Below are 11575 nucleotides of genomic sequence, written 5' to 3'. Positions count from 1 at the left end.
GGGGGTCCGGGGCGAAGCCCCGGGAAGGCGCCCCACCGGCGCGTGGGATCCTGGTGGGAGTCCCACGAATCAAGGAGCGGCAGCGCCATGGCAGCCAACCTGGTCAACCTGGAAGCCGTCGACAAGGTGTACGGAACCCGTGCCCTTCTCGACGGCATCTCCCTCGGCGTCAACGAGGGCGACCGGATCGGTGTGGTCGGCCGCAACGGCGACGGCAAGACCACCCTGATCCGCATCCTCGCCAAGCTCGAGGACGCCGACAAGGGGCGCGTCACCCACGCCGGCCACGTGCGCCTCGGCGTGCTCACCCAGCACGATTCCCTCGACCCCGCCGCCACCGTGCGGCACGAGGTCCTCGGGGACATGGCCGACCACGAGTGGGCGGGCAACGCCAAGATCCGCGACGTGCTGACCGGGCTGTTCGGCGGGCTGGACCTGCCGTCCTTCCCGCAGGGCCTGGACACCGTCATCGCCCCGCTCTCCGGCGGTGAGCGCCGCCGCATCGCGCTGGCCAAGCTCCTGATCGCCGACCAGGACCTCATCGTCCTCGACGAGCCCACCAACCACCTGGACGTCGAGGGCATCTCCTGGCTCGCCCGCCACCTCCAGCAGCGCCGCTCGGCGCTGGTGTGCGTCACCCACGACCGCTGGTTCCTCGACCAGGTCTGCACCCGCATGTGGGACGTGCAGCGCGGCACGGTCCACGAGTACGAGGGCGGCTACAGCGACTACGTCTTCGCCCGGGCCGAGCGGGAGCGGATCGCCGCCACCGAGGAGGCCAAGCGGCAGAACCTGATGCGCAAGGAGCTCGCCTGGCTGCGCCGCGGCGCCCCGGCCCGTACCAGCAAGCCGCGCTTCCGCATCGAGGCCGCCAACGAGCTCATCGCCGACGTGCCGCCGCCGCGCGACAGCGCCGAGCTGATGAAGTTCGCGAGCTCGCGCCTGGGCCGGACGGTCTTCGACCTGGAGAACGTCACCGTCCAGGCCGGCCCCAAGGCGCTCATCGAGCACCTGACCTGGCAGCTGGGCCCCGGCGACCGGATCGGCCTGGTCGGCGTGAACGGCGCGGGCAAGACCTCGCTGCTGCGCACCCTCGCCGAGGCGGCCGCCACCGAGGGCGAGAAGCAGCCCGCGGGCGGCAAGGTCGTCGTCGGCAAGACCGTGAAGCTGGCCTACCTCTCGCAGGAGGTCGTCGAACTCGACCCCACCAAGCGGGTCCTGGAGGCCGTGCAGCAGGTGCGCGACCGCGTGGACCTCGGCAAGGGCCGGGAGATGACGGCGGGGCAGCTGTGCGAGAAGTTCGGCTTCACCAAGGAGAAGCAGTGGACGCCGGTCGGCGACCTGTCCGGTGGTGAGCGGCGGCGGCTGCAGATCCTGCGGCTGCTGATGGACGAGCCCAACGTCCTGTTCCTGGACGAGCCGACGAACGACCTGGACATCGAGACGCTGACGCAGCTGGAGGACCTCCTCGACGGCTGGCCCGGCTCGATGGTCGTCATCAGCCACGACCGGTACTTCGTCGAGCGCACCACGGACCGGGTGTTCGCGCTGCTCGGCGACCGCGCGCTGCGGATGCTGCCGCGCGGCCTGGACGAGTACCTGGAACGGCGTCAGCGTGTGCTGGAGGCCGCGGCGGCGGCCGTTCCGGCCGTCGCTCCGGCGGCCGCCAAGGCCAAGCCGGCCGCCGACGCCCGCGCGGCCAAGAAGGAGCTGCAGAAGATCGAGCGGCGGCTGGACCGGATCAGCGAGCAGGAGGCGAAGCTGCACGCCCGGATCGCCGAACAGGCCACGGACTTCGAGGCGGTCGCCAAGCTGGACGCCGAGCTGCGCGAACTGGCGGGCGAGCGGGACGAGCTCGAGCTGCGCTGGCTCGAACTCGCCGACGACGTCTGAGCGGTGCTCGCGCGCGCACGGAGCGGTCCAGCGCAACAGTCTCGTCACGGGCCGGTCTCAGGTGGTGGATAGGTCTGAGATCGGCTCCTGGGCTGTCAGCGACGGGTGGTACAAAGAACATCCGCTCGCCTGCCGCACACTGGCGGGATTCATGTCCTGGACCCGCGCGTAAAGAGGAAGCTGATGTCACAGCCGCCCCAGCCCCCACAGCCACCGCAGGGCCCTCCGGTCCCGCCGGGCGGAGGCTTCGGCGCGCCGCAGGCACCGCCTCCCGGCTTCGGCGCTCCGCCGCAGGTTCCCCCGCCCCGCCCGGCGCGCCCGCGCAGCCGCCGGCGCAGCCGGGCTACGGCTACCCCCAGACCCCGCCGCCGGGCGCGGCCTCGCAGGGCCCGCCCCTGCCCCCGCCCCCGCCGGGCGCTCCGCCGGCCCCGCCGGGCGCACCCCAGGCCCCGCCGCCCCCTCCGGGCGGTTACGGCTATCCCGCACAGCCCGGACCCGGCGTCCCGGGCCGCCCCGACATGCCCACCCAGGCCTTCGGTGCGGCCCCGCCGCCCGCGCAGCAGCAGTTCGGGATGTACCCGCCCACCGCGCAGTTCCCGTCCGGCGCCCCGGGCGGCGCGCCGGACGGCAAGGCCCGGCAGCGCATGATGATCATCATCGCCGCCGTGGTCGCGCTGGTGCTGGTCGCCGGCGCCGGCTTCTTCTTCCTCACCAAGGGCGGTGACAAGGACGACGAGGCCAAGGGCGGCGGCTCCAACAGCCAGGACAGCGGCAAGCAGGGCGCCGACGGCGGCAAGCCCGCGCCCAAGACCGTCGACGGCAAGCTGCTGTTCAGCGTCGAGTCGCCCAAGGTCGACGACCTGATCACGGTCAAGGGCATGTGGGTCAGCGACAAGGCCTTCGCCAAGGCCGACGTCTACAAGATCAACGGCTATGGCCTGTCCGGCGGCCAGAAGTGGGAGTACCCGCTCGACGGCGAGCTGTGCTGGGGCTCCAAGCAGACCTCGCCCGACGGCAAGATCGCGCTGGTGGTCAAGGACGGCAAGCCGAACGCCGAGCACAAGTACGGCGGTCCCTGCACCCAGGTCGTCGTGCTCGACATCAACACCGGCAAGAAGGTCTGGCAGCAGACCGTCAAGGACGGCGACCGCGACGTCATCTTCGACGAGGTCACCATCGGCGGCGGCACGGTCGCCGCGGGCGGCATCCGCGGCGGCGCCGCCTGGACGCTGGCCGACGGCAAGGAGCTGTGGAAGCCCAAGGGCGGCGAGAGCTGCCGTGACGACGGCTACGGCGGCGGCTCCAAGCTCGTCGCGGTCCGCCGCTGCGGCGACTACGGCAAGCCCCAGATGCTGGTGCAGACCGTCAACCCGCAGTCGGGCGCGATCCAGTCGGAGTACAAGGTCCCGGCCGGCCTGTCGTACGTGCACGTGGCGTCCACCGACCCGCTGGTCATCGCGGTCGACGCGGGCGACTCCACCGGCAGCGCGGCCTCCGACTTCCTGGTGATCGACGACAGCGCCAAGGAAGGCAAGCTGCGCAGCAAGATCTCCACGCAGAACGGCAAGTTCACGCCGAAGTGCCCCGCGACGGACGTCGAGGGCTGCCAGAAGCTGGCCGTCACCAAGGACACGCTCTACCTGCCCACCGAGGACCACCAGAGCGGCGACTCCCAGCAGCCCGGCCGGATCAACGAGATCGTCGGCTTCGACCTGGCCACCGGCCAGTCCAAGGGCAAGACGGACGGCGTCCCCGGCTCCACGCTGGTGCCGCTCGGCCTGGACAAGGACGGCTACCCGATCGGTTACCAGGAGCCGACGTACCGCAAGGGCGGCAGCGTGGTCCGGATCGATCCCAAGACGTTCAAGACCGATGTGCTGCTGCGCAATCCGGACTCCTCGGCCGAGACCGAGGGGCGGCTCTCGCCCTCCATCCACCAGGGTCTGTGGGCCCAGGGCCGGCTCTACCTGGGCGGCAGCTACGCCAACAAGCCCAGCTCGTACAGCCTGGGCAAGGACTACCTGACGATGGTCTTCGGCGGGAGCTGATACTGATCGTTTGAGGAACGCCTCGAGCCGTATCCCTGTCCATCGCGCGTACATGCCTGAACGATCCGTTTCAGTCGCGAAGTACACGTGATTGGCAGGGATTTCGGCATTCCGGGGGACTTCTCACCGGTAAGGGGCGCGGAACGTCGAACAAGCGTGTAGCTTCCGGGGGCAAGAGGGTGCCGGAAGGCCGTGGGCGGGCGGGCAGAGGGCGGCAGCGGGCGACAGGGGGAAACGCATGGGCGTGCGGCTCATGGTGGTCGACGACCATCGTCTGCTGGCCGAGGCCCTCGCCTCGGCACTGAAGTTGCGCGGCCACCGCGTGCTGGCCGCGGCCGCGCCCAGCGCCGGAGCGGCCGACCTGGTCATCAGCCGGGCCCCCGAGGTCTGCCTGCTGGGCACCGCGGCCCCGGCCGAGCCGGGCGCCTTCGACCCGGTCGTACGCATCAAGCGCGAGCGGCCGCAGGTCGCGGTCGTCGTGCTGGGGCCGGTGCCGAGCCCGCTGGGCATCGCGGCCGCCTTCGCCGCCGGCGCCTCCGGCTACGTACGGCACAACGAACGCATCGAGGGCGTCGAGCGCGCCATGATGAAGGCCCGGGCGGGCGAGGCCGCGGTCGATCCCCAGCTGCTGCAGGGCTCCTTCGCCGAGCTGCTCAACCCCGCCGCCCAGCCCGACGACGAGGGCGCCCGGCTGCTGCAGCTGCTGACCCCGCGTGAGGTCGAGGTGCTGGTGCGGGTCGCCGAGGGCGAGGACACCCGCCTGATCGCCGCGGGCATGGGGATAGCGCCCAGCACGGCCCGTACGCACGTCCAGCGCGTCCTGATGAAGCTCGGGGTGGGCTCCCGCCTGGAGGCGGCGGCCCTGGCCGCCCGTACGGGCCTGCTGGACCGGGCCACAAGCGGCGGCGGGGGCCGGATCCCGCCGCAGGCGCCGCCGCGCGGCGTCCCCGGGGCGCCGTAGCCCCTCATGCACCGTTGACCGGGTTGTCCGGTCGTGATTCTTTGTGTTCGCTTCTGAGTGGTGGTGTGTGAGGAGGCGGCGTGAAGAAGACGGCGACCCGGCTCGCGGACGGCCGTGAGCTGATCTACTACGACTCCCGCGACGACGCCGTGCGCGACGCCGCCGACCTGCGGCCGGCGCGGCCGTCGCGCTCGACGACCGAGGTCCGCCGCGACCCGCTGCTCGGCGACGACGTCGTCATCGCCTCCCACCGCCAGGCGCGGACGTACCACCCGCCGCCCGACCTGTGCCCGCTGTGCCCTTCCCGGCCCGGGCGGCCCACCGAGATCCCCGCCGCCGACTACGAGGTCGCCGTCTTCGAGAATCGTTTCCCCTCCCTGGCCGGCGACGCCGGCCGCTGCGAGGTCGTCTGCTTCACCGACGACCACCACACCCGCTTCGCGGACCTCGACGAGGACCGGGCCGCGCTCGTCCTCGCCGCCCTGACCGACCGGACCGCCGAACTGGGCGAGCTGCACGGCGTCGAACAGGTCTTCTGCTTCGAGAACCGCGGCCCGGAGACGGGCGTGACCCTCGGCCACCCGCACGGCCAGATCTACGCCTACCCCTTCGTCACCCCGCGCACCGAGCGCGTCCTCGCCTCGGTCGCCGCCCACCACGCCCGCACCGGCGGGCGGAACCTCTTCGACGACACCGTGGCCGGCGAGCTCGCCGACGGCCGCCGCGTCGTCCTCGCCGGCGAGCACTGGACGGCCTTCGTGCCCTACGCCGCCCGCTGGCCCTACGAGGTCCACCTCCACCCACGCCGCCGGGTGCCCGACCTGCCCGCCCTCGACGACGCGGCGCGCGCCGAGCTCCCCCGGATCCAGCTGGAGCTGCTGCGCCGCTTCGACCGGATCTTCGGCCCCGGAGAGCCCCCCACGCCGTACATCGGCGCCTGGCACCAGGCGCCGTTCCACCACCCCCACAGGAGTGAATTCGCCCTTCACCTCGAGCTTTTCACCATTCGCCGCGCTCCCGGAAAGCTGAAGTTCCTCGCGGGTTCGGAATCCGGCATGAACGTGTTCATCAACGATGTGCCGCCCGAGGCCGCGGCGCTGCGACTGCGAGAGGTAGCGAGCGAATGAACGGCATGAACTGCCTGGTCACGGGTGGTGCGGGCTATATCGGCGGCGTCGTCGCGGCGCGTCTGCTGGAGGCCGGTCACACCGTGACGGTGCTCGACGACCTCTCCACCGGCCACCGGGCCGCCGTTCCCGAGGGCGCGCGCTTCATCGAGGGGCGCGTCCAGGACGCCGCACGCCATCTGGACGGCTCCTACGACGCCGTCCTGCACTTCGCCGCGTTCTCGCAGGTGGGGGAGTCCGTGGCGCGGCCCGAGGAGTACTGGCGCAACAACGTCGGCGGCACGCTCGAGCTGCTCGCCGCCATGCGGGAGGCCGGCGTGCGGGCGCTCGTCTTCTCCTCCACGGCCGCCACCTACGGCGAGCCGGATGCCGTCCCCCTCACCGAGGACGCCCCCGCCCGCCCCACCAACCCCTACGGCGCCACCAAGCTCGCCGTCGACCACATGATCGGCGACCAGTGCGCGGCCCACGGCCTGGCCGCCGTCTCGCTGCGCTACTTCAACGTCGCGGGCGCCTACGGCCGGCACGGCGAGCGGCACGACCCCGAGTCGCACCTGATCCCGATCGTCCTGCAGGTCGCCCTCGGCGAGCGGGAGGCGGTCTCCGTCTACGGCGACGACTACCCCACCCCCGACGGCACCTGCGTACGCGACTACATCCACGTCGCCGACCTCGCCGAGGCCCACCTGCTCGCCCTCGGCGCCGCCCGCCCCGGCGACCACCTGATCTGCAACCTCGGCAACGGCGACGGCTTCTCCGTCCGCGAGGTCATCCGGACCGCCCGCGCGGTCACCGGCCACCCCATCCCCGAGACCCCCGCCCCGCGCCGGGCCGGCGACCCGGCCGTGCTGGTCGCCTCCGCCGAACGGGCCCACACACTCCTGGGCTGGCGGCCCGAGCGCCGGGACCTGTCCGGGATCGTCGCGGACGCCTGGGAGTTCGCCCGGCGGACCCGGGGAGGCCGGTGAGCGCCCGGCGGGCCGCCGAGGCCTTCAGGGCGGTCCACGGCGCCCCGTGCGAGGGCGTGTGGGCGGCGCCCGGCCGGGTCAACCTCATCGGCGAGTACACCGACGTCAGCGACGGCTTCGTGCTGCCCTTCGCGCTGCCGCACCTGACCTGGGTGGCCGCCCGCCGGCGCCGGGACGGCCTGCTGCGGCTGCACTCGGCGGCCGTCGGCGGCGGGGTCGTCGAGCTGCGCGCGGACCGGCTCGCGCCCGGCACGGTGGGCGGCTGGGCCGCCTACCCGGCCGGCGTCCTGTGGGCGCTGCGCGCGGCGGGGCATCCGGCCCGGGGCGCGGACCTGCACGTGGAGAGCGACGTGCCGGCCGGGGCCGGGCTGTCGTCCTCGGCGGCGCTGGAGGTCGCCACGGCCCTCGCGCTGGACGGGCTGTACGGGCCCTTCACGGACCCGCCCGGGCTCGCCCGGCTGGCGCGGCACGCGGAGAACGCCTTCGTGGGCGTCCCCTGCGGCGCCATGGACCAGACGGCCGCCGCGTGCTGCGTCGCGGGCCACGCGCTGCACCTCGACATCCGCCACCTGACATGGCGGCAGATCCCCTTCGACCCGACGGCCCACGGCCTGCGGCTGCTGGTCGTCGACACACGGGTCGCCCACGCCCTCGGCGACGGCGAGTACGCGCGGCGGCGTGCGGGCTGCGAGGCGGCCGCGCGGGCGCTCGGCGTGCGCGCCCTGCGCGATGTGCCGTACGCGCATCTGCCCGCCGCCCTCGACGCGCTGCGCGACGATCCGGGCCTGCGGCCTCTCGTGCGGCACGTGGTGGGCGAGAACCACCGCGTCGGCGCGGTGGCGGCGCTGCTGGAGGCGGGCGACCCGAGGGCGGCCGGGCCGCTGCTGACCGCGGGTCACGCGTCGCTGCGCGACGACTTCGGCGTCTCGTGCCCGGAGCTGGACCTGGTGGTCGCGGCGGCGTGCGGGGCGGGCGCGGTGGGGGCCCGGATGACCGGGGCGGGCTTCGGGGGCTCGGCGCTCGTGCTGGCCGAGGAGGCGGACGACCGGGCGGTCCGGCGGGCCGTCACCGACGCCTTCGCGGCCGCCGGCCACCGCCCGCCGCGGATCTTCGCGGTGGTGCCGGGGAGGGCGCCCGACGGGTGGGCTGATGTTCGACATGCCGTCGTTCCGAGTCGTTCACCGCCCCAATACTGAACATAAAGCTCACGATAAACACCGGGGTCAAGCAGTTTTGCCAATCGCCTTCCGTCGCCGGAACCCGGCCGTACCCTGATGCACAGCGTCGGTGGGGGCCGACGCTGATCAGGGGGCGAGACAGGCAGGTACGACGCCCGGGGCGGGGTGGTTGTCAGGGCACGGCGGCGGCCGTGCGCGCGTTGGCGGCGGCTCCGGATCGGGCGCCGTACCCGCACTGCCCTCGCTTTCCGGGATATGGGGGTGGTTGTGGCACGTATTCGGGTACTGGTGGTCGACGACCACCGCATCTTCGCCGAGTCGCTCGCCGCCGCCCTCGCGGCCGAGCAGGATGTGGACGTCTCGGCGGCCGGCAGCGGGCCGGCGGCCCTGCGCGCGCTCGAGCGCGCGGCGGGCGAAGGGCGGCGCTTCGACGTCCTGCTGATCGACGCCGACCTCGGCACCGTGGGCCCGGACGGCGCACAGCCGCCGGGTCAGCTGAGGGCGCCGGGTGCGGTGGACGGCCCCGGGCAGGCCGAAGGTGTGGTGGACGGCATCTCGCTGGTGGCGCGGGTGCGCTCGGGTCACCCGGGCGTACGCACGGTGGTGCTGGCCGAGCGCGACGACCCCCGCCGCGCGGCGGGAGCGCTGCAGGCGGGCGCCGGGGGCTGGGTCGCGAAGGACTGCTCGCTCTCGCGGCTGCTCGCGGTGATACGGGGCGTGCTGCGGGACGAGACGCATCTGCCGCCCGCCCTGCTGACGGGCGTCCTGCGGGAGCTGACGGCCGCGCGCAAGCACCGCACCGAGAGCGAGCGGCTGGTGGAGTCGCTGACCCCGCGCGAGCGCGAGGTGCTGCGCTGCATGGTGGCGGGCCTGGGCCGCAAGGCCGTCGCCGAGCGTCTCTACCTCTCCCCGCACACCGTGCGTACGCACATGCAGAACGTGCTGGGGAAGCTCGGGGTGCACTCCACGCTGGCCGCCGTCGCGCTGGCGCGGCGGGCCGGGGTGGGGCCGGTGGACCTAGCCGGGGACGTTGTCGAACGGGGCGGTCAACTGGCGTAGCAGACCGGCCAGTTCGCCGCGCTGGGCGGAGGACAGCTCGGCGAGGATCGCCCGCTCCTGGGCGAGCAGCCCGGCGAGCGCCTGATCGGCGCGGTCCTGGCCCTCGGTGGTCAGCCGGACGAGCACGCCGCGCCGGTCGCTGGGGTCGGGCTCGCGCTGGACCAGGCCCTTCTTGGCGAGCCGGTCGATGCGGTTGGTCATGGTGCCGGAGGTGACCAGGGTCTGGGTCAGCAGCTGCCCGGGGGAGAGCTGGTAGGGCGCCCCGGCGCGGCGGAGCGCGGTGAGCACGTCGAACTCCCACGGCTCCAGTTCGTGCTCGGCGAACGCCAGCCGCCGGGCCCGGTCGAGGTGGCGGGCGAGCCTGCTGACCCGGCTGAGCACCTCGAGTGGTTCCACGTCGAGGTCGGGGCGCTCTCGGCGCCACGCCGCGACCAGCCGATCGACCTCGTCCTCCATGGGATCAGTGTAGTTGGTCTGTCGACATGAAGTCTCTTGACGTCAAGACACTGGAGGGGCCGGTGTCATCGCCGAGGCGAGCGCGCGCCCCTGAAGGGCGCGGTGCGCCCTGTCGCGCGCACCGCCCACCTGCGTGACCGCCGTCAGTTCTTGCGGTGTCCCACCAGCCGTGGCTTGGCCTCCAGGCCGTCCAGGCCGTGCCAGGCCAGGTTCACCAGGTGGGCCGCGACCTCCGCCTTCTTCGGCTTGCGGACGTCCAGCCACCACTGGCCCGTCAGCGCCACCATGCCCACCAGCGCCTGCGCGTACAGCGGGGCCAGCTTCGGGTCGAAGCCGCGGGCCTTGAACTCCAGGCCCAGGATGTCCTCGACCTGGGTGGCGATGTCGCTGATCAGGGACGCGAACGTGCCCGTCGACTGCGCCACCGGCGAATCGCGGACCAGGATGCGGAAGCCGTCCGTGGACTTCTCGATGTAGTCCAGCAGCGCGAACGCCGCCTGCTCCAGCAGTTCCCGGGGGTGGCCCGCGGTCAGCGCCCCCGTCACCATGTCGAGCAGCTGCCGCATCTCGCGGTCCACGACCACCGCGTACAGCCCCTCCTTGCCGCCGAAGTGTTCGTAGACCACCGGCTTGGAGACCCCGGCCTTCGCCGCGATCTCCTCCACCGACGTCCCCTCGAACCCCCGCTCGGCGAAGAGCGTGCGACCGATGTCCAGCAGTTGCTCACGGCGCTCCGCGCCGGTCATCCGCACCCGGCGGGGCCGGGCGCGCCGGGGCGCCGGAGCCGCGGGCAGGTCCTTGTCACTGGTGGTATTGCTGTCGATCGCCACGCTGTCAATCATGCCGCGTGAACGGCATCTTCCTTCCCCTGGGAATTCCGCTTCGACTCGATACGGCCCGCGTCCGGCCAGCGCACGTCGTACGCCCAGCCCGCCTTCTCGAACCAGCGGATGATGCGGGCGCTGGAATCCAGCTGCCCCTTGAGCACACCGTGCCGCGCCGACGTGGGGTCGGCGTGGTGCAGGTTGTGCCAGGACTCGCCGCACGAGAGCACGGCCAGCCACCAGACGTTGCCCGAGCGGTCCCGCGACTTGAACGGGCGCTTGCCCACCGCGTGGCAGATCGAGTTGATCGACCACGTCACATGGTGCAGCAGCGCCACCCGGACCAGCGAACCCCAGAAGAACGCCGTCAGCGCCCCCTGCCACGACCAGGTGACCAGGCCGCCCACCAGCGGCGGGGTCAGCAGCGAGACCGTCGTCCACAGCACGAACTGCCGCGAGATCGTCCGAACGACCGGATCCTTGATCAGGTCCGGGGCGTACTTCTGCTGCGGGGTCTGCTCCTGGTCGAACATCCAGCCGACGTGCGCCCACCACAGGCCCTTCATCAGCGCCGGCACGGTCTCGCCGTAGCGCCAGGGGGAGTGCGGGTCGCCCTCGGCGTCGGAGAACTTGTGGTGCCTGCGGTGATCGGCCACCCAGCGCACCACCGGTCCCTCGACCGCCAGCGAGCCCATGACCGCCAGGGCGATCCGCAGCGGCCGCTTCGCCTTGAAGGAGCCGTGGGTGAAGTAGCGGTGGAAGCCGATCGTGATGCCGTGGCAGCCGATGTAGTACATCGCCACCATCAGCCCCAGGTCCAGCCAGCTCACCCCCCAGCCCCAGGCCAGCGGCACTGCGGCGAGCAACGCGACGAACGGAACGACGATGAACGCCAGCAGGGTGATCTGTTCGACCGACCGGCGTTGCTCACCTCCGAGCGTGGCGGACGGCAGTGGACTCTCCTGGGCCTGCGGCGCGTTCTCGATCACGTCGGGGCTTGCAGTCATGGGTTCCCTCAGGGGGTCGGGGCTTGGCCACGGTCTCCGACCGCGATCTCTGAC

At 72.8% G+C, this 11575-nt stretch carries 10 protein-coding genes; 7 read left to right on the top strand and 3 right to left on the bottom strand.

The window, feature by feature from the left end; translation table 11 throughout:
• Positions 1 to 87: 87 nt before the first annotated feature.
• From J1792_RS02935 to J1792_RS02905, 7 genes are all read left to right on the top strand, one after another.
• Complete coding sequence (locus J1792_RS02935; RefSeq protein ID WP_086569506.1) at positions 88 to 1893, top strand: ABC-F family ATP-binding cassette domain-containing protein; 1806 nt, start codon at positions 88 to 90, stop codon at positions 1891 to 1893.
• A gap of 518 nt (positions 1894 to 2411) precedes the next feature.
• A complete protein-coding gene (locus J1792_RS02930) occupies positions 2412 to 3941 on the top strand; it encodes an outer membrane protein assembly factor BamB family protein (protein ID WP_242645427.1) in 1530 nt (509 codons plus the stop codon).
• 238 nt (positions 3942 to 4179) lie between these two features.
• Positions 4180 to 4902 carry a helix-turn-helix transcriptional regulator gene (locus J1792_RS02925; RefSeq protein ID WP_086573241.1) on the top strand — a complete coding sequence of 241 codons (723 nt, stop codon included), beginning with the start codon at positions 4180 to 4182 and terminating at the stop codon, positions 4900 to 4902.
• An 80-nt stretch (positions 4903 to 4982) separates the two neighbouring features.
• Positions 4983 to 6029 carry a galactose-1-phosphate uridylyltransferase gene (gene galT, locus J1792_RS02920; protein ID WP_207246620.1) on the top strand — a complete coding sequence of 349 codons (1047 nt, stop codon included), beginning with the start codon at positions 4983 to 4985 and terminating at the stop codon, positions 6027 to 6029.
• Positions 6026 to 6997: a UDP-glucose 4-epimerase GalE gene (gene galE / locus J1792_RS02915; protein WP_207246619.1), complete on the top strand. Its 972-nt coding sequence runs from the start codon at positions 6026 to 6028 to the stop codon at positions 6995 to 6997. Before galT ends, galE begins: the two co-directional genes overlap by 4 nt.
• The gene (gene galK / locus J1792_RS02910; protein ID WP_307842890.1) at positions 6994 to 8193 is read left to right on the top strand and encodes a galactokinase; all 1200 of its coding nucleotides are present in this window, start codon (positions 6994 to 6996) and stop codon (positions 8191 to 8193) included. The genes galE and galK overlap by 4 nt, the downstream gene beginning before the upstream one ends.
• A gap of 249 nt (positions 8194 to 8442) precedes the next feature.
• Positions 8443 to 9234: a response regulator transcription factor gene (locus J1792_RS02905; RefSeq protein ID WP_086572746.1), complete on the top strand. Its 792-nt coding sequence runs from the start codon at positions 8443 to 8445 to the stop codon at positions 9232 to 9234.
• On the opposite strand, the gene J1792_RS02900 is transcribed toward J1792_RS02905, so the two are convergent.
• From J1792_RS02900 to J1792_RS02890, 3 genes are all read right to left on the bottom strand, one after another.
• Entirely contained in the window at positions 9193 to 9690 is a 498-nt protein-coding gene (locus J1792_RS02900) for a MarR family winged helix-turn-helix transcriptional regulator (RefSeq protein WP_086572747.1), read from the bottom strand. The two genes, J1792_RS02905 and J1792_RS02900, sit on opposite strands and share 42 nt — an antisense overlap.
• Before the next feature lie 143 nt (positions 9691 to 9833).
• Positions 9834 to 10532 (bottom strand): TetR/AcrR family transcriptional regulator, encoded by a 699-nt coding sequence (locus J1792_RS02895; protein WP_086572749.1) that lies wholly within the window; start codon positions 10530 to 10532, stop codon positions 9834 to 9836.
• Positions 10529 to 11521, bottom strand: a complete 993-nt coding sequence (locus J1792_RS02890; RefSeq protein ID WP_086572751.1) for an acyl-CoA desaturase — start codon at positions 11519 to 11521, stop codon at positions 10529 to 10531. The genes J1792_RS02895 and J1792_RS02890 overlap by 4 nt, the downstream gene beginning before the upstream one ends.
• Positions 11522 to 11575: the final 54 nt, after the last annotated feature.

Source organism: Streptomyces triculaminicus (assembly GCF_017349075.1).
Classification (GTDB): Bacteria; Actinomycetota; Actinomycetes; order Streptomycetales; family Streptomycetaceae; genus Streptomyces; species Streptomyces triculaminicus.
Note: the sequence above shows the minus strand (reverse complement) of the source record. Positions and strands in the feature narration are given on the sequence as shown.

Coding starts and splice junctions, on each gene's coding strand:
- J1792_RS02935 (WP_086569506.1), top strand. CDS start 88: ATGGCAGCCAACCTGGTCAACCTGGAAGCCGTCGACAAGGTGTACGGA.
- J1792_RS02930 (WP_242645427.1), top strand. CDS start 2,412: ATGCCCACCCAGGCCTTCGGTGCGGCCCCGCCGCCCGCGCAGCAGCAG.
- J1792_RS02925 (WP_086573241.1), top strand. CDS start 4,180: ATGGGCGTGCGGCTCATGGTGGTCGACGACCATCGTCTGCTGGCCGAG.
- galE (WP_207246619.1), top strand. CDS start 6,026: ATGAACGGCATGAACTGCCTGGTCACGGGTGGTGCGGGCTATATCGGC.
- J1792_RS02900 (WP_086572747.1), bottom strand. CDS start 9,690: ATGGAGGACGAGGTCGATCGGCTGGTCGCGGCGTGGCGCCGAGAGCGC.
- J1792_RS02895 (WP_086572749.1), bottom strand. CDS start 10,532: ATGATTGACAGCGTGGCGATCGACAGCAATACCACCAGTGACAAGGAC.
- J1792_RS02890 (WP_086572751.1), bottom strand. CDS start 11,521: ATGACTGCAAGCCCCGACGTGATCGAGAACGCGCCGCAGGCCCAGGAG.